The sequence below is a fragment of the Dechloromonas sp. ARDL1 genome (genome assembly GCF_051122455.1).
In the GTDB taxonomy this organism is placed as follows: domain Bacteria; phylum Pseudomonadota; class Gammaproteobacteria; order Burkholderiales; family Rhodocyclaceae; genus Azonexus.
In genome coordinates this window covers 35,316-55,269 of record NZ_CP168940.1, presented here as the reverse complement: position 1 = coordinate 55,269, position 19,954 = coordinate 35,316, and the positions used below count along the sequence as shown (strand labels likewise).

Below are 19,954 nucleotides of genomic sequence, written 5' to 3'. Positions count from 1 at the left end.
TCATGGATGAGTCGTTTTACGAAGGCTGGGATGCGATCGAGCGAGCCTGGCGCGAAGGCCTCACGCCCGATCCGCTGCTTACGGTCTCCGAATGGGCCGACAAGCACCGAGTGCTTTCCAGCAAGGCGGCTTCCGAGCCGGGGCGTTGGCGCACCAGTCGCACGCCCTACCTGCGCGAGATCATGGATTGCCTGTCGCCCATGTCGCCGATCGAGCGGGTGGTCTTCATGAAGGGTGCGCAGGTTGGTGGCACGGAACTGGGTCTGAACTGGGTCGGCTACGTGATTCACCACGCCCCGGGCCCGATGATGGCGGTGTGGCCGACCGTGGAGATGGCCAAGCGGGCCTCGAAGCAGCGCATCGACGCGTTGATTGAAGAAAGCCCGGCCATCCAGGAGCGGATCGCGCCAGCGCGCAGCCGCGATTCGGGCAACACCATCCTGGCCAAGGAATTCCACGGCGGGGTGCTGGTGATGACCGGTGCCAACAGCGCGGTGGGCTTGCGTTCGATGCCGGTGCGTTACCTGTTCCTGGATGAGGTCGATGGCTACCCGCTGGATGTGGAAGGCGAAGGCGATGCCATTTCGCTGGCCGAGGCGCGCACTCGGACCTTTGCCCGGCGCAAGATCCTGATCGTCTCGACGCCGACGATTGCTGGCGCCAGTGCGGTGGATCGGGAGTTTGAGGCGTCAGACCAGCGCCGCTACTTCGTGCCATGCCCGCACTGCGCGCACCGCCAGTGGCTGCGCTTTGAGCAGTTGCGCTGGGAGCGCGGACAGCCCGAGACGGCGGCCTACATCTGTGAAGGCTGCGGCGAGCCCATCGCCGAGCACCACAAGACCTGGATGCTGGAAAACGGCCAGTGGCAGGCCTGCGCCCCAGAGAACACCGGCCGCACAGCAGGCTTTCATCTCTCCAGCCTCTACAGCCCCGTGGGCTGGCGCAGCTGGATCGAGATTGCCCGGGCCTGGGAGTCGGCGGCGATGTCCGACACGCGTTCGGCCTCAGCCATCAAGACCTTCAAGAACACCGAACTGGGTGAGACCTGGGTCGAAGAAGGCGAGGCGCCGGATTGGCAACGCCTGCTGGAGCGGCGGGAAGACTACCGCATTGGCACCGTGCCTACGGGCAGCTTGCTGCTCACCGCTGGCGCCGACGTGCAGAAGGACCGGATCGAAGTCTCGGTCTGGGCTTTCGGGCGGGGCAAGGCATCCTGGCTGGTGGAGCACCGGGTGCTGATGGGGGACACGGCCCGCACCGAGGTCTGGTCAGATCTGGCCAAACTCATGGGCGAAACCTGGACCCACAGCAGCGGCTGCCAGCTGAGCCTGGCACGTATTGCTCTGGATACCGGCTACGCCACCCAGGAGGCTTATGCCTTCGTGCGCAGTGTGCGCGACACACGACTCATGCCCATCAAGGGGATTGCTGGTGGTGCGGCGCTGATCGGCACGCCGACGTCAGTGGATGCTACGGCCAGTGGCAAGAAGCTGCGCCGGGGCATCAAGGTGTTTCCGGTGGCCGGCGGCATTGCCAAGCTGGAGTTCTACAACAACCTGCGCAAAAGCGCGGAGGTCGCCGAGGACGGCATCACGCCCATCTATCCGGCCGGTTACGTACATCTGCCCAAGGTCGATGCCGAGTACCTGCAGCAGCTCTGTGCCGAGCAACTGATCACCCGGCGTGACCGCAATGGCTTTGCCCACCGCGAGTGGCAAAAGATGCGCGAGCGCAACGAGGCGCTGGACTGCTACGTGTATGCGCGTGCGGCGGCTGCAGCGGCGGGTCTGGACCGGTTCGAGGACCGGCATTGGCTCGAATTGGAAAAACAACTGGGCGAGAAATCGGCAGGAATTGATCCTCCAACCAACGCCATCACTACTGACACCCCCGAGGCCACCCGAGAACAGCGACAAGATGGACGCGTTGGCGGTGCCCTCAGAACTTCTGGCAGCACAACACCGGCTTCCCGCCGAGTGGTGCGAAGTCGATGGATGACCTGACATGACTTACACCCCTGAGCATTTGCAAGCCCTGCGTGAAGCCCTGGCCAGCGGCGAGCACCGCGTGACCTACGAGGGCAAGAGCATCGAATACCGCAGCGTAGCCGATCTCAAAGCGGCGATTGCCGAGGTCGAGGCCACGATGGCCCGAGATTCCGGCGCAGCGAAGTCACGCCAGATACGCGTGACCACCAGCAAGGCGCTCTGATGGCTTGGCTTAAAAACCTTCGTCGCCGAATGTTCGGTGGCACACCGGTCTATGACGGTACCGGTGGTGGTCGCCGGGCACTGGCCTGGATGCCGGGCAATCCGGGCGCGGTGGCTGCCTTGTCGCTGGCCCAGGATGAGCTGCGCGCCAAGAGCCGTGATCTGGTGCGGCGCAATGCCTGGGCTGCTGCCGGCATCGAAGCCTTTGTGGCCAACGCCATTGGCACCGGCATCAAGCCGCAGAGCATGGTGCAAGACCAGGCCACCCGTGAAGCCATTCACAGCCTGTGGTGGGACTGGTGTGAGCATGCGGATGCGGCGGGGCTCACGGATTTCTACGGCCAGCAAGCGTTGGCCACTCGGGCCATGCTTGAGGGTGGCGAAGCCCTGATCCGGCTGCGGTACCGACGTGTCGAAGACGGTCTGCCGGTGGCACTGCAGATCCAGGTGCTGGAAGCCGAGCACCTGCCCACCACTCTAAATAGAGACTTGCCTGGCGGAAATATGATCCGCGCCGGCATCGAATTCGACCGGCTTGGCCGTCGGGTGGCGTACCACCTGTACCGCTCGCATCCCAATGACGGTCTCTTGGCCCCGATGTCGAGCAATGCGGGCGCCGGCGGCATGGACACTGTGCGGGTGGATGCCAGTGAGGTGATTCACCTGTTCCGCCCCCTGCGTCCCGGCCAGATCCGGGGCGAACCGTGGCTGACGCGGGCACTGGTCAAGCTCAACGAACTGGACCAGTACGACGACGCCGAACTGGTCCGCAAGAAGACGGCGGCCATGTTCGCCGGTTTCATCACCCGCATGGCCCCAGAAGACAACCTGATGGGCGAGTCGGCGGCCGATGCGAATGGCGTGGCACTGGCCGGCATGGAGCCCGGCACGCTGCAGATCTTGGAGCCCGGGGAGGACATCAAGTTCTCGGCGCCTGCCGATGTCGGTTCATCCTACGCCGAATTCATGCGCCAGCAGTTCCGAGCAGTGGCCGCCGCCATGGGCATCACCTACGAGATGCTCACCGGGGACCTGACGCAGGTGAACTACTCCTCCATCCGTGCCGGCCTGCTGGAATTCCGTCGCCGCTGTGAAGCCTTGCAACACGGCGTGATCGTGCACCAGCTGTGCCGACCCATCTGGCGGGCCTGGATGGACCAGGCCGTGTTGGAAGGTGCTATTGACTTGCCGGGCTACCGAAAAGACCGGCGCACCTACCAAGCCGCCAAGTGGATCCCACAGGGATGGAGCTGGGTCGACCCGCAAAAGGAGTTCAACGCCATGAAACTCGCGATCCGGGCGGGCCTCATGAGCCGGTCGGAAGCGATCTCGGGCAATGGCTACGACGCTGAGGACGTTGACCGCGAGATTGCAGCGGACAACGCCCGGGCCGATGCACTGGGCCTGGTCTTTGACTCCGATCCCCGGCATGACCAGGCACCAGCACCAATGTCAGCCCCAGGCACTTCGCAGCCAACTGACGAGCCGCCGGCCTACCCAGCCGAAACGCCCACCGACAACCAGGACCCTCAACCATGACTTACCTTGCCTCCCGCCTGTTCGGGACGCCACTTCTTATCCATCGCCCCAAGCTGGACGTGATCCTGTCCGTGGTCGGCCAGCGCATCGGCATGGCTGATGTGCCTGCTATGCCGATGATGGACATGGCCGCTTTCCAACGGCCCCCGATGGCCAGCGCACCTGAGGGCATTGCCGTGATCCCGATTCACGGATCACTGGTGAAACGCTCCCTCGGTATGGAGGCCGCTTCAGGCCTGACTTCTTATGGCGAGATCTCCGCCATGCTCGATGCGGCCCTGGCCGATCCCCAGGTCAGCGGCATCCTGCTCGACATCGACTCGCCCGGAGGCGAGGCCTCGGGCAGTTTCGAATTGGCCCGTCGCGTACGCGAGGCAGCTGCGGTCAAACCCGTGTGGGCAGTGGCCAACGATGCGGCGTACTCGGCTGCCTATGCCATCGCGGCCAGCGCCCAGCGGCTGTTCGTGACAGAAACCGGCGGTGTTGGCTCCATCGGTGTGATCGCCCTGCATGTCGACCAGTCGGTCAAGGATGCCAAGGACGGCTACCACTACACCGCGATCACCGCTGGCGCGCACAAGAACGACTACTCGCCGCACGAGCCCTTGTCGGGTGCGGCCAAGACCGAGCTGCAAGGTGAGGTCGATCGACTCTACGCCATCTTCACCGAGCACGTGGCTGCCATGCGCGGCCTGGATCTCGATGCCGTGCGCGCCACGGAGGCTGGTCTGTTCTTTGGCAGCAGCGCCATGACCCAGGGGCTTGCCGATGGTGTCCAGACGCTGGAGGCCACCCTCAGCCAATTCCACCAGTTCCTTAGCGCCCGTAACCATTCGCCGTCTCAGGTGCGGGGCGTCATCCGTGCTGAGGCGGCACCCCTGAAAAAGGAAATGACCATGAACGAAGAAGACAAAGTGCTGGAGACCATCGGTGTCGACGAAGCGGCAGTATTGGTGGCCGAAGCCCGTCGCGAAGTCACCCAAACCACCCAGGCGATTGCCGAGCTGTGTCTGCTGGCCGGTTGCCCCGACCGTGCGGCGGAGTTCATCGCTGCCGGCAAATCCCAGGCCGATGTGCGCCGCGCACTGATCGATGCCCGTGCCGCGCAATCCGAGTCTGCTGACATCCGCTCCACGATCACCGTGGATGCCGGTACCCAGGCTATGGATCGCCCTGAAACCTCGCCCATCGTGGCTGCCGTCAAGAAACTCACCGCCCAAGCCTGAGAAAGGAATCCGCCATGCCCGCCATCACCGAAGCAAACAACCTCGGCGACCTGTTGAAGTACGAAGCCCCCAACCGCTACTCGCGTGACGTCGCCACCATCGCCGCTGGCCAGAACCTGCCCCTGGGCACGGTGCTCGGTCGCAATGCCAGCGATGGCAAACACTACGCCATCGACCCCACTGCCACCGACGGCACCGAGTCGGCTATTGGCGTGCTGGCCAACGACATCGATGCCACCAATGCCGACAGGTCGGACGCCATCTTGATCGCCCGTCACGCCATCGTCGCCAAGACCGCGCTGGTCTGGCCGATCGCGCTCACTGGTGCCCAGCGCACCGCCTACGAGCAGCAACTGGCTGAGCGTGGCGTGCTGGTGCGTGAGAGTGCGTAAAGCCTGCGCCTGATTCGCCAGTCACCCATTTCCTTCATCCCCTCGAACCCGCCTGGCCGTCTTGCTTGCGCGGGTTTCGTCATTTTTGGAGCCCCACATGCAGAACCTCTTTGCCAACCCGGCCTTCAGCATGGCCAACCTCACGGCCGCCATCAACCTGGTGCCCAACCGCTACGGCCGGCTGGAAGACCTGAACCTGTTTCCGGCCAAGCCCACGCGTTTCCGGCAAATCATCATCGAAGAGCGCAATGGCGTACTGAACCTGCTGCCCACCATGCCACCCGGCTCGCCGGGCACATTGGGAACGCGTGGCAAGCGCAAGGTCCGCTCTTTCGTCATCCCGCACATTCCGCACGACGACGTGGTATTGCCCGAAGAAGTCCAGGGCATCCGCGCCTTTGGCTCGGAGACCGAGCTCGAAACCTTGGCTGGCGTGCTGGCCCGGCATCTCGAGACCATGCGCAACAAGCACGCCATCACGCTGGAGCACCTGCGCATGGGCGCCTTGAAGGGCGAGATCCTCGACGCTGACGGCTCGACCATCTACAACCTCTACGACGAATTCGGCATTGACGCGACCACCATGTCGCTGGGTCTGGCCGATGCCAAGACCAATGTGCGCAACAAGTGCGTCAAGGTCCTCGGCGAAATGGAAAAAGCCCTGCAGGGCGAATTCATGACCGGCGTGCGTTGCCTGTGCTCTCCGTCTTTCTTCGAGACCCTGACCAGCCACGCCAACGTGGTGGAGTCCTACTCCCGGTTCCAGGAAGGCGCCTGGCTGCGCGAGGACGTGCGCACCGGCTTCACCTACGGCGGCATCACGTTTGAGGAATACCGGGGTCAGGCCAGCTCGGCTGACGGCACGGTGCGCAAGTTCATTGCGGACGGCGAAGCGCATTGCTTCCCGGTGGGCACGGTGGATACCTTCGGCACCTACTTCGCACCGGCCGACTTCAATGAGACGGTCAATACTCTCGGCCAGCCGATCTACGCCAAGCAGGCGCCCCGACAGTTTGACCGTGGCACCGACCTGCACACGCAGAGCAACCCGCTGCCCATGTGCCACCGCCCGGGTGTGCTGATCAAGCTGACGGCTTGATTCATGCAAGCTGCCTTTGAGCGAGCGGTCTCGCGCCTGTTCGCCCGGTTGGGAGTGCCTGGTACCTACCGGCTGGCCGATGGCCGTGAAATCGCCACCCGGTTCATCGCCAAGCAGGCCGACGTTGTCGAATCTTTTGGCGATACCCGGTTGGCACTGGCCACCCATCGCTTTGATGTCATGGCCAGCGACGTGGCGTCCCCCCGCGAAGGGAATCGTTTCACGCTCGATGGTCAGACCTATCAGGTGGTGGGGGAACCGCTGGCCGATCGCGATCGGCTGATCTGGACCCTGACCGGAGCACCGGTATGAGGCTGATGGCGGCCTTGTCCGGCGAGTTGGACCAAATGCTGGCCGAAGAGGTGCGCATTGCCGAGCAGGCCGTGACGCAATCGATCCGCGAAGCCACCGACGGGCTCAAGACCGAGTTGCGCAACCAGATCACCGGCGCTGGCCTTGGTCAGCGCCTTGCCAATACCTGGCGTGGCGAGGTCTACCCGAAGGGAAAACAGAGCATCAAGGCAGCAGGCCTGGTCTACAGCCGGGCCCCCGAAGTGGTCGGCGCCCATGACCAGGGCGCGACCATCCGCTCCAAGGACGGGTTCTGGCTGGCGATCCCGTTGCCCGCCGCCGGCAAAGGCCCGCGCGGCAAACGCATGACCCCCGGCCTTTGGGAAAAGCTCCGTGGCCAGCGCCTGCGCTTCATCTACCGCCGAGGCAAGCCCTCGCTCCTCGTCGCAGAAAACCAGCGTGCCCGCCAGGGCCAGCGCGGTGGTTTCTCCGCTGCCTCGCAAAAGTCTCAAGCCTCCGGCCGAGGGCTGGTCACCGTGCCGATGTTCCTGCTGGTGCCCCAAGTCACCTTGAAGAAGAAGTTCGACATCGACAGCGCTTCGCGCCGCTGGGTCAGTACGCTGGCCCGCCGGATCGCCAATCGATTCGATGAGGCGGAACGCAGAGGAGCACGCCCATGAGCCAGCGACCCAGTCAACGTGAGAGCGCCATCGGTGCGCTGTTTGCCGTGCTCGGCCAATTGTCGTTGGGCACATCCGGAACGACGGTCAAACGCAACGCTGCCTTGCCCGAACGCGTGACTGACCACGCCATGGCCATCCTGCGCGATGGCGAGATGGGCGAGCCCGAGGTGTCGCTCTCACCACTGACCTACCACTGGCAGCACCAGGTAGCGATCGAACTGTTCGTGGCCGATGCGGATACCGCTGCACGCGATAACCGCATGGATGGCTTGCTCACCGAGTTGGCTGGTCTGATCGAAGCGGACCGCACGTTGAGGGGCGTCATTGAGTACGCCGAGATCGGTGCACCCAAATTCGACGAACTGGCCCCCGACGGCAGCAGCGGCATCAAGGCCTGCCTGCTGCCCGTGGTCCTGCACTACAGCAGCAGTGGCCCGCTGAACTGAACCTCAATTTGAAGGAGAAACCTCATGGCCCGTGCCTATGGCGCAAACGCGAGCCTCTTGGCGGCGTTCGAATCCACGTACGGCAGCACACCGGTAGATGGCTACTGGCAGTTGCCCTTTGTGTCCACCTCACTTGGCTCCGAACAGGGGCTGATCGCCAACGACCTGATTGGCCTGGGGCGTGACCCCAGCGCGCCGATCCGCGATGTGATCAAGGTCGAGGGCGACATGGTCGTGCCGCTGGATGTTCGGCACATCGGCTTGTGGCTCAAGGCCTTGTTGGGCGAGCCCACCTCGGTGGGCACAGGCATGGTCACCCACACCTTTGGCTCTGGCAAACCCAGCCTGCCCAGCCTGACGCTGGAAACCGGTCTGCCCGATATCCCGGCCTGGTTCGTGGCCTCCGGTGTCATGGTCAACAGCCTGCAGGTGGGCATTGCGCGCTCCGGCGCAGCCAACGCCACGGTGGGTCTGGTGGCCCAGGGCGAAGTGCGCCGCACCGCCACGCTGGATGACACCCCGAGTACTCGGGATCTGCAGCGCTTCAACCAGTTCCAGGGGCAGATCCTGCGCGACGGCCAGGCGCTGGGCAATGTGGTTTCTGCCCAGCTGACCTACGCCAACAACCTGGAACGCATCGAGACCATCCGGTCGGATGGCAAGATCGATGGCGCCGATCCGACGGTCGCCAGCCTCACCGGCAACCTGGAAGTGCGCTTTGCCGACACCACGCTGATCGATGCGGCCACGAACAACACGCCGCTGGAACTGACTTTCGGCTACGCCGTCGACGCCGATCACCGGCTGACCTTCATCGCGCATGAGGTCTATTTACCCAAACCCAAGCTCTCCATCTCGGGTCCCGGTGGCATCCAGGCCACCTTCGAGTGGCAAGCCGCCAAAGCCACGAGCGTGGCCCGCATGTTCACCGTCGAACTGGTGAACGACGTTTCTACCTACTGATAACCCGACCGAGGTTTCTCATGATCAAACTGAACCTTCCGCGTGCACCGCACTGGCTCACGCTGGCCGCCGGCGTCCGCCTGCAGGTCCGGCCCGCCACCACCGCCTTGGTCATGGCTGCCCGCCATGCCGCCGCCAAAGTGCCCGGCACCGACACCGCTGCTGCAGGACAACGTACCGCCACCCTGATCACCGAACTGGCCAAGCTGGCGGTACTCGCTTGGGAAGGCGTCGCCGACGACAAGGGCAAACCCGCTGCCGTCACCCCCGAGGGCGTGGCCGCCCTGATGGAGCACTGGCTGCTGGCCGACGCCTTCGAGCGTGAATACCTCGCCGGTCTCTACGCCCTGGATTCGGAAAAAAACGCCTGAAGGCTCGCACCGCGTGGCACTTCGGTGGCGGGCCGAGCTACTGCAGCGCCTGTCCCGCGCCCTGCCCCGAGTGCCCCTACACCATGCACGCCCCTCAAAGCCTGGACGGCTGGCAAGCGGCCAGCGCGATTGACATCTGTGCCAGCCAGTTGCGCATGGCCCAGGGCCGGGTGGTCGGGCTGGATCTGAACGCCTGGATGCTGGCCTGTGAAAGCACGGGGCTGGACAAGGCCACGGCCATCGACCTGTTCCCGGCGGTCGAGGCGGGCCTGATGAGCACCCTCGAACAAAACGAGTAACCCGCATTCCTGACTGAGTCCATGGCCGAACGCAACCTCTCCATCCGCCTGTCCGTGGTCGACGGCGGCAAGGTCAAAGCCGAGCTGTCTGAGATTGGTGAGAAGGGGGAGCGCTCGCTCAAAAAAATCGAAGCCGCGTCGACGCCAGCATCCAGCGGTTTGAAACTGCTGTCGTCTGCCGCCAACGACGCCAAGTTCCAGTTGCAGGCGGCCACCGACCGGCTCGGCATGCTGGGCGCGGTCCTGGGCAAGCTCGGCCCCGCCGGTCTGATTGCCGGCGCGAGCATTGCCGCACTGGGTGTGGGCATCACGGCTCTGGTCATGCCAGTGGCGCGTGTGGGCGATGAGTTCTTCAAGCTCTCGCAAAAGACCGGTGTCTCGGTTGAAGCCCTGACCGCGCTCGATTACGCCGCCAAGCTCTCGGACGTCAGCACCGAAGGGCTCACCAAAGGCCTGCAGCGCCTGTCTGTCGCCCTGTTTGACTCGCGCTTCGAAGGTGCCGAAGGCAGCAAAGCCCTGCAGGCGTTGGGCGTGGCCGCGATCGACGTCCATGGGCAGATCCGTCCCACTGAGCAGGTCTTGCTGGACCTGGCCGAGAAGTTTGCCGACATGCCCGATGGCGCGGACAAAGCCGCACTGGCCATCAAGCTCTTTGGCCGTGAAGGCTTGAGCCTGATTCCGTTTTTGAACCAGGGACGGGACGGCATTACGGCGCTCATGGAAGAGGCGCAGCGCCTGGGCTTGGTGATGTCCGAAGACGTGGCGCGGGCCTCGGAAGTCTTCAACGACAACCTCACGCGCTTGTCCGCCCTCTTCGAAGGCGTACAGCGCCAGATTGGTGCCGCCGTCATCCCGGTACTGGCCGACTTCACCGAGCAGGTCATCCTGGCGCAGACGGAGACGGGCAGCTTCAGCAACGAGCTGCAGCGCATCACGGCCAACCGGGAAGCCACACTCACGTTCCTGGAGTCCATCGCCTCGGGGCTCGCCCTCATCGCCGAGTCGGCCGTGCTCTTGAAGCGGGTCATCGCCCAACCGTTCGACAGCCTGTCGGTGGTGGGCAAGGACATCGAGACCTGGTTCAAGACCGAGCTCCTGACCTTCTATAAGAACTACGGGTTCGATGCGCAGGCGATCGACGCCGAAATCGCCAAGCTCCAGGGCGCACGCGACGAGTACGTGCGCGCGGCCAACGACCGACTCTTCAACATCAACCAGAACCCGGGCTATGCCGATCGCGTGGCCCGTTTCTTCGATGAGCAGCGCCGCACCGTGCGCGTCATGGGCCAGCGCTTTGTGCTGGACACCGAGGCGCAAGCCCGGGAAGTGCAGGCCATCTACGACCGGTTTCTGCCGACCGTACCCCGGCCACCCCGCCCTCCGGCCAACCTCGACCTGGGCGCGTTTGCCAGGCCAGCAGCCGCCGCCAAACCCGACGAGGGCGAAGCGTTTCTGAATCAACTGCGCACGCGGCTCTTGCGCACGCAGGAGGGCGAAGCGGCAGAGTTGCGGGCCCGGGCCTTGCAGATCGAGGCTAAGGGCTACCAGGGGGTGGCGGCGCAAGCCGAACGTTACATCCAGGTGCTGGAAGCCATCGAGCGCCAGAAGGAATCCGACAAGGCCTTTGAGGCCTACGAGAAAGAAGAAGCCGCCTCGCGCAAGATCACCGAAGGCCTGATCGGTGGTAGCCGTCAACGCATCGAAGCCTTGCAGTTGCAGCGTGAGATGCTGGATCTGTCCGCCGACGAGCGTGCCGTCCTGCAAGCCCGCACCGAGCTGGAAAAGTCCGCCACCGCCGCGCGCAAGGAAGCCAGCCAACTCCAGGATGCCGACCTGCGGGCCCAGACCATCGAGGCCATCAACGACGCCCTGGCGCGCCAGCTCCCCATCGTAGAAAACCTCATCCGCGCCAATGCCGAGTACCAGCGCAGCACCGAGTTCGGGGCCAAGGCGGCGCTGCGCACCTACATTGAGGACGCCACCAACGCGGCCAAGCAGGCCGAACGCGCCGTGACCGGGGCGTTCAAGTCCATGGAGGATGCGCTGACCCAGTTCGTGATGACCGGCAAGCTGGACTTCAACAGCCTGGCCAATTCCATCATCAGCGACCTGATCCGCATCCAGATCCAGCGCGCGATCACCTTGCCGTTGGCCAACTTTGCGATGAGCCTGTTTGCGCCGGCGGCCAGCGCGGCGTTGCCTTTGGGTTCGGGGGATCTGATGGGCGTGAACGCCAACATCGCCCACAGCGGTGGGCTGCTCGGGTCTGATGGGCTGCCATCCCGCATTGTGGATCCTGGTCTCTTTGCCGGTGCTCGGCGCTTCCATACCGGAGGCCTCGTTTCGGGCGAAGTGCCCATCATCGCCCGCCAGGGCGAGGCGGTGTTCACGCCCGGCCAGTTGCGCGCACTGGGCGGCGCGGTGGCCACCAAGCCCCAGGTCAATGTGGAAGTGAATGTGATCAACCGCGCCAGCGGGGTGGAGACCCGCGTCGAGCAGCAACAGCAGCCCGATGGCAGCACGCGGCTGGATGTCATTGTTGAACAGATGGAAGCGCGCATGGCCCGCTCCATCTCTCAAGGCTCCGGCTTGGCGCCGACCCTGGAGCGCCGCTATGGGCTGAACCCGGCGGCAGGGGCGATGCGATGAATGTGCAATGGCCCACCACGCTGCCGCTGCCCTCGGTCGACGGCTATGGCCTCACACCCCAAGAGGCCGTGCTGCGCACCGACATGGAGTCCGGTCCTGCGCGTCAACGGCGTCGATTTCGGCAAACGCCCACGCGCATCACCGTGCGCTGGCTCTTCAGCGAGTTCGAGTTTGCCCTGTTCGAGGCTTGGTACAAGTACCACGCCGACGAGGGCGGGCAGTGGTTCGAGATCACCTTGCTCGGCGGTCTCGGTTTGCTGCCACACGAAGCCCGTTTCACCCGCCAGTTCGAAGCCCAGTTGCGTTCGGCCCGGCGCTGGGATGTCAAGGGCGAGTTGGAAATCCGCGAGCGGCCCACGCTCGATGAGGGCGCGCTCAACCTGATGCTGGAACTCTCCGCCGACGACCTCTTTGCCATGGGTCGCGACTTGCACCAACTGGTGCACGGCACCTTGCCGGTTCGCTGGCCGGCTTGAGCCTTCCGATCCCCAGCCTATCCCACCTGTTTCCGGAAAAAATCTCCATGAGTCTGCAAACCGATCTGCACCAGGCGGTCGCGCAGGTCACGGCCGACAGCGCGCTGCTGCACACCGTCGTGCACGGCACGGCGCTGCAAACCGTGACCACCGAGGGCGGCGATGTCGCCACCGTCGCCAAGCTGCTGGCCGACGCCAATGTCCGCATCAACCTCGCCGCCGAAGGCATCCTGGCCCAAAGCCAGACCGCCGCCCAGGACGCACTGACCTCGGCCGAACTCGCCTCCAGCGAAGCCAACCGGGCCCAAACCACGGCCGATCAAGGCGTGGCCGACACCACGACGGTGCTGAACCAGGTGCAGACCAGTGGCAACCAGATCCTGGTGGACGCGGAAGCCGTGCTGCAGCAAGTCATCGCCCGGCTGCTCGCCGTGGGGTTGCCCGATGCGCTCGCCGGTGCGCAAGGCATGCTGCTCAGGGTCAAGGCTGATGAAACCGGCTACGAACTCGTGCCCACCGTGGCCTCGCCCCGGTTCTACGGTTTTGCCTTGTCAGGCGATGGCAGTGAACTGCTGCTGACCGAAGGACGCGACCAAACCTTTGAGGCCGACGCGTTCGATGCCTGGACCGTCACCGAGGGCGTGCACTTCGCCCTTGAGAACAACGCGCTGGTGATGAAGCTGGGGACGGTGCTGGAGGCGCATCCATGAATCTGGATATCTCGACCCTGGGCTACCGCTGGTGTGGCATCCACTCGCCGTATCTCTCCTACCGCGACGGCGACGTGGTCTTCAAGGAGGGAGGGGCCTGGGTCATCCGTCACGGCCAGCCGCAGCCCTTTGCCCTGGGCCAGCAGGATGCGGTGCTCAAAGGCCACCTGCTCACCGGCGGTGTCTCGGTGGGCGGCATCGGCAGCATGGTGCTGCACTCTAACGGTACGGACGGCGTGGAATTCCGCTTCATGGCCGATCGCAACGGCACGGTGGCCACGGCACTCATGAACACCGACCGGGCAGCGGCGGACTACCACAGTGCCAACTTCTTCATGGCCGCGCTCATGAACGACGGTTCGGTGCGCGCTTGGGGCCGTGCGCTCACCGGGCAGCAGGGCACCGGCAGCACGGGGGATATCAGCCGCACCTTCCCGGCGCGGGTGGCGTTTCCCCCGGGCACGCCGCGCATCGTGTCCATCACCTGCATGTGGGACGAGACCTTCTTCATCGATGCCAGCGGTGGCCTGTGGCACGCCGGGGCCAACAGCGACGGGGGCTCGCCCACGGCCACCGCCAACCCGGTGCCCCGACGGGTCAATGGCGTCGGCCAGTTGCCCGCCAACTCGGTGGTCAAACGCGTCTTCACGGGCCACGACTGGCACGGCTATCGCATGTTCGCCTGCCTGGACGATGCCGGTCGCGTTTATGTCTGGGGCAACAACCGCTACGGCAGCCTGGGGCTGGGGCACAGCACCAACGTCTCCACACCCACCCTGGTGCCCTTCACGGCCGACACGCCGATCCGGGAGGTATTTCTGTCCGGGGGCTTTCATGCGGCCAGTTACCTGGTGGACACCCAGGGCAAGCTGTGGGTGGCTGGCGAAGCGAACGCCTCTGGCTTTGGCAGCGACCAATCCACCCACCGCCTGCTCATGCCCTGGGGCACGGAGAAGCGCGTCAAAAAAGTCTTCTGCTCCGAGTCTGACGGCCATTGGGTCGCGGGCGCCCAGTATTACCGCGCCTACGGCGTGGTGCTCGAAGACGGGTCGCTCTACCGCTGGGGACATGACAGCGGTCAGGTCGGCGGCAGTTGGGGCACAGGGTTCACGGGCGATATCTGGACCGGGCACGCGTTGTTCCCGTACAAGGTGCTCGATGGGGTGGTCGACGCGTACGCCATCGCCGGCGGTTATGGCAGGACGCTCGCGCTCATGCAGGACGGCACGGTGCGCCATACCGGATACAACGGCTACAGCATCGGTGGCGGCGGCAGCGACCGCAGCACCTGGGCCACCATCGGCGGCGAGTTCCTCTCCCAGGTCACCAAGCTGCGCGTGTACGGCAGCAGCTATGGCTCGTCGGCCATGGCGCTGCGATCCGACGGCAAGGCGGTGGGTTGGGGCATGGGGGCGGCCGGACAGTGCGGAAACGGCTACGCCGACACCGCCAATACCCCGTCGCGCTTCGTGCTGATCGACCGGCCCATCGTGGACTTCTCGCGCTCCGGGACCATGGGCTGCGGCGAAGGCGGGGAGTATCACAACGGCGCTTACCACTTCCTCACGGTCGACGGCCAGGTCATGAGCACCGGCAACGGCACCTATGCGCAGACGGGTGATGACGACCACGACCACCGCTACGCCCCGTCACCGATCCTGTTCTGAATCCTTCCAAATTCCACTCTTCAAGGACTGTTCATGGGAACCGTTACTCTGGGCAAGATTGCCTTTACCTGGCGCGGCGGGTATGACGCCAGCGCCATCTATGCCCGCCAGGATGTGGTGGGACACAACGGCGACAGCTTTGTCTGCTTGGCAGATGCCACGTCGGGTGTGGCACCGCATCTGAATTCCCCGGTCTGGGACCTATTCGCCCAAGGCACGCAAGGGGTGTCGAACCTACCCGGTGAAGTCATTTACTTCGATGGCAATCAGCTGGTGGCCTTGCCGGTGGGCCAAGCCGGGCAGGTGCTGACCATCGGCGCGCAAGGCGTACCGGTTTGGGCGACACCTGATGTGCGCTCGGGCACCAAAGCGCTCAAGCTGCCCGAGAACGCCAGCAACGCGCAGCCCAACAGCTACCGCCAGTTCGGCCTCATCATGACCGATGGCAGCATCCGGGCCTGGGGCCGCAACGTCAACTTCAAACTGGGGGACGGCACCACCTTTGCCCGTTCCTACCCGGCACGCACCGCGTTCCCGCCGGGGTTTCCGGGGGCGGACAAGCTTTATTACAGCCATGACACCAACGGCTACTGCATCGACAAGAACGGCCAGCTCTGGGGTTGGGGTTTCAACGGCTACGGGCAGCTCGGCACCGGCACCACGGCCAATCAGCCCGTGCCTTACAACATGAGCGCCAACGCCAGCAATTCCATTGCCGGCAAAACCGTGGTGCAAGTCGCACAAAACTGTGGTGTCGAAGGGTTCAACAGCACCCTGGTGCTGTGCAGCGACGGCACGGTGCACGCGTGTGGCTATAACGCCCACGGCCAGCTGGGCCTGGGTGATGTCACCCAGCGCAATAATTTTGTGCAGTTGCCCGTGCTCTCCGGCATCACCCAGATTGCGGCCGGCCGCGAGCGCTACACCGCATGCTACGCGGTCAAGAACGACGGCACGCTGTACTCGTGGGGCTACAACGGCAATGGGCAGCTGGGCGACGGCACCGCCAACCAGGCCAACGTCGCCATGCCGCGCGCCGGTGGCAGTCTCGTCGGCAAAACCCTCGTCAAGGTCTTCGGTGGTTACGTGCATGCTTTCGCGCTGGACAGTACCGGTGCCCTGCATGCCTGGGGCACCAACGACTATGGCCAACTGGGCAATGGGAATCTGGCCAACCAGTTCACCCCGGTGCAGGTCGCGACCAACGTGGTCGATGTCTACGCCGGCAGTTACGACTACCCGCTCACCTTTCTCAAGAAAACCGACAAGACGCTGTGGGCCTGCGGCGCCGGCGCCTATTGGGGCAATGCCAACGGCAGCAACAGTGGCAACTTCGTACAGGTGCCGGTAGGCAACACCGTGGTCAAGGCCGTGCATGGCGGTACCGGGTCCTACAACTACGGCGCGGCCTTACTCGAAAACGGCACCGTCTACGCCTGGGGTTACAACGGCAACGGTGCGCTGGGGTTGGGGGATGCCACCAATCGCAGCAGCGTCGAACTGGTCCGCATCGCCCAGCGCCGGGTGGTGGACATCTCGTCTTACGGGTCGAGCTCCGAGCAGGGTCTGGTGTTTCTGCTGGATGACGGTCAGGTGTTGGCCAGCGGCTATGCGGGCGAAGCGCAATTGCCCGAGGACGACAGCGAAACCAGCTACGTCCCGTACCCCGTCATTCTGTAAACGGTGACTTGATGCCCAACGCTGCTTTGTCTGAAGCGATCAAGGAAGCCTACGCCAGCGCCCCGTCCGAGCAGATCATCCTGCACACGCTGGAATTGCGCCATCCGGCCTTCGTCGATGACGCGGGTGAGCCGGTCGCCATCCGCGTGGTGCGTGACACCGGCGACCTGTGGGCCCGGCTGGAATCGCAAGCGCCGCTGCAAGCCGGCGAGCGCGTGCAGTTCGTGGCCATGGGCTTTGAGCTGGACCTGCCGCCGGTCGACACCATGCCCGTGCCGGAAATCACCGTCACCCTGGACAACGTCTCGCGTGAAATCGTGCGGCACCTGGATGCGGCGGCCGAATCGCAGTCGGTGATCGAGGTGACCTATCGGCCGTATCTGTCCACCGATCTGGACGGTCCGCAGATGGACCCGCCCATCCACCTGGTCCTGACCGAGGTGGAAGCCGACATCTTCCGGGTGACCGGTCGCGCGCGCATGCTCGATGTCGGCAACAAGGCGTTTCCGGGTATCAGCTACACCGCCAAGACGTTTCCCGGGCTGACCCGATGAGCGCCACCCAGCACTGGGCGACCGAGCTCATCGGTCGGCCCTGGCACGCCGGCGCGCGTGGCCCGGATGCGTTTGACTGCTGGGGCCTGTTCTTGGCCATCCAGCGCGTGCACTTTGGTCGCGATTTGCCGGAAATTCCGGTGGATGCCAACGACCTGCGCACCGTGATGACCACCTTCCGCGACCATCCGGAGCGACAACGTTGGTCCATGGTGGTGCAACCCGCCGAGGGCGATGCCGTCCTGCTGCGCCAATCTCGCCACCCGGTGCATGTCGGTGTCTGGCTGCCCGTCGATGGTGGTGGCGTGCTCCATGCGGTCAAGGACGCGGGCGTTGTCTTCCAAAAACTGCCCGAACTCCTGCTGCACGGATGGCGGGTGGAGGGCTATTACCGATTTGTGGAGAGCAAGTGATTCACGCTGAGCAAAGCGCCGTGATCCTGCTGCGCAACCCTTTCCAGCCCAGCCAGCGCGAGGTGATGGTGGCCCACCCGAGCCAAACTATCCGCCAGTGGCTCGGCACCCAGGGTATCACCGAGTTCGAGCAGCCGACCGTCTGTATCAAGAACGGCACGCCGGTGCTGCGCGCCGATTGGGCGGTCACGCCCATCGATGGCGTTGTGCTCTTCGTCGCCTTGCCGCAGGGCGGGGGAGGTGGTGGCGGTGGCAAGAACCCCTTGCGCACGGTCCTGATGATTGCGGTGATGGTGGTGGCCACCGTGTATGGCGGCCCCTTGGGCGCGAGCCTGGGGTTCTCAGGCAACCTGGCCACGGCCGTCGGTTCGGCCATCATCATGACGGCGGGTTCCGCCTTGGTCAGTGCGCTGGTACCGCTGCCAACGCCCAACATGCCGTCCTTTGCCGCCGGTGGGGGCAACCTGGCGCAGCCGTCTCCCACTTACAGCCTGCAAGGCCAGGGCAACTACGCGCGGCTGGCCCAACCCATCCCGGTCGTCTACGGTCGCCATCTGGTCTATCCGGACCTGGCCGCCACGCCCTATGGCGAATACCAGGGTAACGAACAATACCTGCACCAACTGCATTGCATCGGCTTGGGCGAATACGACATCGAGCAGCTGCGCATCGAAGACACGCCCATCGCCTCGTTCGAGGAAGTGACCTACCAGATCGTCCCTCCCGGCAGTCCGGTCACGCTGTTCAACCCGGATGTGGTGACTGCGCCTGAGGTCGCGGGGCAGGAACTGCTGGTCGGCACCTGGACCGGGGGCTTTGCGATCAACCCGGCCGACAGCGATGTCACGCACATCGGCATCGACATTCTGCTGCCGCGCGGTCTGTATTACGCCAACGATGCCGGCGGGCTGGATAGCCGCAGTGCCAGTTGGAAGGTCGAAGCACGGGCTATCGATGCCGAGGGCGACCCTCTGAGGAATTGGTTCACGCTGGGGAGTGAAAGCCTGACCGCTGCCACAACCACGCCGCAGCGCCTGTCCTACAAATACTCAGTCAGCCCAGGACGCTACGAAGTACGCGCCACGCGGCTGGATGGCAAGGACAGCAGTTCACGTGCCGGGCATGAAGTGCGCTGGGGCGAGGCGCGAGGCTATCTCGCCGGTGGTTTCACGTTTCCTGACAACGTCACGCTACTGGCCATCCGCATGCGCGCCACCGACAACCTGTCGCAGCGCTCCAGCCGTCTGATCAACTGCATCGTCACGCGCAAGCTGCCGGTCTGGTCGTCCGCATCAGGGTGGTCAACACCAGTCCCGACCAGATCGATCGCCTGGGTCTTCGCCGATATCCTGCGCGCCAGCTACGGTGCCAAGCTGCCGGATGCTCGGATCGATCTGGCTGCCTTGGCGCAACTCGATCAGGTCTGGACCAGCCGGGGTGATCAGTTCGATGGTGTCTTCGATCAGCAGGTCACGGTATGGGAAGCCCTGACTCGGGTGGCCCGCTGTGGCCGGGCCGTGCCTTTCCTGCAAGGCGGCATTGTGCGCCTGGTGCGCGATGAAGCCCGGCTATTGCCGGTGGCGCTCTTCAGTCCCCGCAACATCGTCAAGAACAGCCTCAAGATCCAGTATGTGATGCCCGGCGAGGAAACGGCGGACGCGGTGACGGTGGAATTCTTCAGCAGCCGCACTTGGAAGCCGGATGAAGTGACCGTGAGCCTGCCGGGGTCTAGCAGCACCAATCCGGCCAAGCTGCGCCTCTTCGGTTGCACGACCGAAGCCCATGCGGTACGTGAAGGGCTGTACCTGGCTGCAGCCAATCGTTACCGGCGTCGCATCATCACCTTGCGCACCGAGTTGGAAGGCCTGATTCCCACCTATGGCGACTTGATCGCCATCGCCCACGACATGCCCAGTTGGGGTACCGGTGGCGAGATCGTCGCCTGGGATATCGACACCTACACCGTTACATTGTCCGAGCTGGTCCATTTCACGGATGCTCAGCCGCATGTGATGGCCTTGCGCCGTCGTGACGGCGGGGTCAGTGGTCCGCACGTCGTGACACCGGGCAGCGATGCGCAGCAGGTGGTCTTTACCGATCTGCCTGACATCTCCATTGAAACCGGCCTGTCGGCCGAGCGCACCCATTTCGCCTTCGGCATCGCCGAGCAGTGGAGCTTGCTGGCGCGAGTCATTGCGGTGCGCCCGCGTGGCGAGCAGGTCGAAATTACCTGCGTGGCCGAACACCCCGCCGTGCACACGGCCGATCAGATTTGAAAGGAATCGC

20 protein-coding genes are annotated in these 19,954 nt (G+C 64.5%); all 20 read left to right on the top strand.

Going from position 1 to position 19,954, the window contains the following annotated elements; translation table 11 throughout:
* Positions 1–2: 2 nt before the first annotated feature.
* The 20 genes from AB6Q56_RS22490 (at position 3) to AB6Q56_RS22395 (ending at position 19,944) form a co-directional block, all read left to right on the top strand.
* Positions 3–2,003 carry a phage terminase large subunit family protein gene (locus tag AB6Q56_RS22490; RefSeq protein WP_434517233.1) on the top strand — a complete coding sequence of 667 codons (2,001 nt, stop codon included), beginning with the start codon at positions 3–5 and terminating at the stop codon, positions 2,001–2,003.
* 1 nt (position 2,004) lies between these two features.
* Positions 2,005–2,211 carry a phage head-tail joining protein gene (locus AB6Q56_RS22485; protein WP_434517206.1) on the top strand — a complete coding sequence of 69 codons (207 nt, stop codon included), beginning with the start codon at positions 2,005–2,007 and terminating at the stop codon, positions 2,209–2,211.
* Positions 2,211–3,749 carry a phage portal protein gene (locus tag AB6Q56_RS22480; RefSeq protein WP_434517205.1) on the top strand — a complete coding sequence of 513 codons (1,539 nt, stop codon included), beginning with the start codon at positions 2,211–2,213 and terminating at the stop codon, positions 3,747–3,749. The genes AB6Q56_RS22485 and AB6Q56_RS22480 overlap by 1 nt, the downstream gene beginning before the upstream one ends.
* Positions 3,746–4,975 (top strand): S49 family peptidase, encoded by a 1,230-nt coding sequence (locus AB6Q56_RS22475; RefSeq protein ID WP_434517204.1) that lies wholly within the window; start codon positions 3,746–3,748, stop codon positions 4,973–4,975. Before AB6Q56_RS22480 ends, AB6Q56_RS22475 begins: the two co-directional genes overlap by 4 nt.
* Positions 4,976–4,989: 14 nt before the next feature.
* Positions 4,990–5,367, top strand: a complete 378-nt coding sequence (locus AB6Q56_RS22470) for a head decoration protein (RefSeq protein WP_434517203.1) — start codon at positions 4,990–4,992, stop codon at positions 5,365–5,367.
* A gap of 97 nt (positions 5,368–5,464) precedes the next feature.
* On the top strand, positions 5,465–6,466 hold the full coding sequence (locus tag AB6Q56_RS22465) for a major capsid protein (protein ID WP_434517202.1): 1,002 nt from the start codon (positions 5,465–5,467) through the stop codon (positions 6,464–6,466).
* Between the two features lie 3 nt (positions 6,467–6,469).
* Complete coding sequence (locus tag AB6Q56_RS22460) at positions 6,470–6,778, top strand: head-tail joining protein (protein WP_434517201.1); 309 nt, start codon at positions 6,470–6,472, stop codon at positions 6,776–6,778.
* Positions 6,775–7,437 (top strand): DUF6441 family protein, encoded by a 663-nt coding sequence (locus AB6Q56_RS22455; RefSeq protein WP_434517200.1) that lies wholly within the window; start codon positions 6,775–6,777, stop codon positions 7,435–7,437. The genes AB6Q56_RS22460 and AB6Q56_RS22455 overlap by 4 nt, the downstream gene beginning before the upstream one ends.
* Positions 7,434–7,886: a hypothetical protein gene (locus tag AB6Q56_RS22450; RefSeq protein WP_434517199.1), complete on the top strand. Its 453-nt coding sequence runs from the start codon at positions 7,434–7,436 to the stop codon at positions 7,884–7,886. Before AB6Q56_RS22455 ends, AB6Q56_RS22450 begins: the two co-directional genes overlap by 4 nt.
* 24 nt (positions 7,887–7,910) lie before the next feature.
* Positions 7,911–8,849: a phage tail tube protein gene (locus AB6Q56_RS22445; RefSeq protein WP_434517198.1), complete on the top strand. Its 939-nt coding sequence runs from the start codon at positions 7,911–7,913 to the stop codon at positions 8,847–8,849.
* Between the two features lie 20 nt (positions 8,850–8,869).
* A complete protein-coding gene (locus AB6Q56_RS22440) occupies positions 8,870–9,220 on the top strand; it encodes a hypothetical protein (RefSeq protein WP_434517197.1) in 351 nt (116 codons plus the stop codon).
* Positions 9,221–9,303: 83 nt separating this feature from the next.
* Positions 9,304–9,519 carry a hypothetical protein gene (locus tag AB6Q56_RS22435; RefSeq protein WP_434517196.1) on the top strand — a complete coding sequence of 72 codons (216 nt, stop codon included), beginning with the start codon at positions 9,304–9,306 and terminating at the stop codon, positions 9,517–9,519.
* 21 nt (positions 9,520–9,540) lie between these two features.
* The gene (locus AB6Q56_RS22430; protein ID WP_434517195.1) at positions 9,541–12,168 is read left to right on the top strand and encodes a phage tail tape measure C-terminal domain-containing protein; all 2,628 of its coding nucleotides are present in this window, start codon (positions 9,541–9,543) and stop codon (positions 12,166–12,168) included.
* Positions 12,165–12,644, top strand: a complete 480-nt coding sequence (locus AB6Q56_RS22425) for a hypothetical protein (RefSeq protein WP_434517194.1) — start codon at positions 12,165–12,167, stop codon at positions 12,642–12,644. Before AB6Q56_RS22430 ends, AB6Q56_RS22425 begins: the two co-directional genes overlap by 4 nt.
* Positions 12,645–12,691: 47 nt before the next feature.
* Complete coding sequence (locus tag AB6Q56_RS22420) at positions 12,692–13,354, top strand: hypothetical protein (protein WP_434515025.1); 663 nt, start codon at positions 12,692–12,694, stop codon at positions 13,352–13,354.
* A complete protein-coding gene (locus AB6Q56_RS22415) occupies positions 13,351–15,021 on the top strand; it encodes an RCC1 domain-containing protein (RefSeq protein WP_434515026.1) in 1,671 nt (556 codons plus the stop codon). The genes AB6Q56_RS22420 and AB6Q56_RS22415 overlap by 4 nt, the downstream gene beginning before the upstream one ends.
* A gap of 33 nt (positions 15,022–15,054) precedes the next feature.
* Entirely contained in the window at positions 15,055–16,701 is a 1,647-nt protein-coding gene (locus AB6Q56_RS22410; protein WP_434515027.1) for an RCC1 domain-containing protein, read from the top strand.
* 11 nt (positions 16,702–16,712) lie between these two features.
* Positions 16,713–17,255, top strand: a complete 543-nt coding sequence (locus AB6Q56_RS22405) for a DUF1833 family protein (RefSeq protein ID WP_434515028.1) — start codon at positions 16,713–16,715, stop codon at positions 17,253–17,255.
* On the top strand, positions 17,252–17,668 hold the full coding sequence (locus AB6Q56_RS22400; RefSeq protein ID WP_434515029.1) for an NlpC/P60 family protein: 417 nt from the start codon (positions 17,252–17,254) through the stop codon (positions 17,666–17,668). Before AB6Q56_RS22405 ends, AB6Q56_RS22400 begins: the two co-directional genes overlap by 4 nt.
* Complete coding sequence (locus AB6Q56_RS22395) at positions 17,665–19,944, top strand: host specificity factor TipJ family phage tail protein (protein ID WP_434515030.1); 2,280 nt, start codon at positions 17,665–17,667, stop codon at positions 19,942–19,944. The genes AB6Q56_RS22400 and AB6Q56_RS22395 overlap by 4 nt, the downstream gene beginning before the upstream one ends.
* The last annotated feature ends 10 nt before the right edge of the window (positions 19,945–19,954 follow it).

What these genes read in the sequence shown, in the direction of transcription:
- AB6Q56_RS22490 (WP_434517233.1), top strand. Translation starts at nt 3, where the DNA reads ATGGATGAGTCGTTTTACGAAGGCTGGGATGCGATCGAGCGAGCCTGG.
- AB6Q56_RS22485 (WP_434517206.1), top strand. Translation starts at nt 2,005, where the DNA reads ATGACTTACACCCCTGAGCATTTGCAAGCCCTGCGTGAAGCCCTGGCC.
- AB6Q56_RS22480 (WP_434517205.1), top strand. Translation starts at nt 2,211, where the DNA reads ATGGCTTGGCTTAAAAACCTTCGTCGCCGAATGTTCGGTGGCACACCG.
- AB6Q56_RS22475 (WP_434517204.1), top strand. Translation starts at nt 3,746, where the DNA reads ATGACTTACCTTGCCTCCCGCCTGTTCGGGACGCCACTTCTTATCCAT.
- AB6Q56_RS22470 (WP_434517203.1), top strand. Translation starts at nt 4,990, where the DNA reads ATGCCCGCCATCACCGAAGCAAACAACCTCGGCGACCTGTTGAAGTAC.
- AB6Q56_RS22465 (WP_434517202.1), top strand. Translation starts at nt 5,465, where the DNA reads ATGCAGAACCTCTTTGCCAACCCGGCCTTCAGCATGGCCAACCTCACG.
- AB6Q56_RS22460 (WP_434517201.1), top strand. Translation starts at nt 6,470, where the DNA reads ATGCAAGCTGCCTTTGAGCGAGCGGTCTCGCGCCTGTTCGCCCGGTTG.
- AB6Q56_RS22455 (WP_434517200.1), top strand. Translation starts at nt 6,775, where the DNA reads ATGAGGCTGATGGCGGCCTTGTCCGGCGAGTTGGACCAAATGCTGGCC.
- AB6Q56_RS22450 (WP_434517199.1), top strand. Translation starts at nt 7,434, where the DNA reads ATGAGCCAGCGACCCAGTCAACGTGAGAGCGCCATCGGTGCGCTGTTT.
- AB6Q56_RS22445 (WP_434517198.1), top strand. Translation starts at nt 7,911, where the DNA reads ATGGCCCGTGCCTATGGCGCAAACGCGAGCCTCTTGGCGGCGTTCGAA.
- AB6Q56_RS22440 (WP_434517197.1), top strand. Translation starts at nt 8,870, where the DNA reads ATGATCAAACTGAACCTTCCGCGTGCACCGCACTGGCTCACGCTGGCC.
- AB6Q56_RS22435 (WP_434517196.1), top strand. Translation starts at nt 9,304, where the DNA reads ATGCACGCCCCTCAAAGCCTGGACGGCTGGCAAGCGGCCAGCGCGATT.
- AB6Q56_RS22430 (WP_434517195.1), top strand. Translation starts at nt 9,541, where the DNA reads ATGGCCGAACGCAACCTCTCCATCCGCCTGTCCGTGGTCGACGGCGGC.
- AB6Q56_RS22425 (WP_434517194.1), top strand. Translation starts at nt 12,165, where the DNA reads ATGAATGTGCAATGGCCCACCACGCTGCCGCTGCCCTCGGTCGACGGC.
- AB6Q56_RS22420 (WP_434515025.1), top strand. Translation starts at nt 12,692, where the DNA reads ATGAGTCTGCAAACCGATCTGCACCAGGCGGTCGCGCAGGTCACGGCC.
- AB6Q56_RS22415 (WP_434515026.1), top strand. Translation starts at nt 13,351, where the DNA reads ATGAATCTGGATATCTCGACCCTGGGCTACCGCTGGTGTGGCATCCAC.
- AB6Q56_RS22410 (WP_434515027.1), top strand. Translation starts at nt 15,055, where the DNA reads ATGGGAACCGTTACTCTGGGCAAGATTGCCTTTACCTGGCGCGGCGGG.
- AB6Q56_RS22405 (WP_434515028.1), top strand. Translation starts at nt 16,713, where the DNA reads ATGCCCAACGCTGCTTTGTCTGAAGCGATCAAGGAAGCCTACGCCAGC.
- AB6Q56_RS22400 (WP_434515029.1), top strand. Translation starts at nt 17,252, where the DNA reads ATGAGCGCCACCCAGCACTGGGCGACCGAGCTCATCGGTCGGCCCTGG.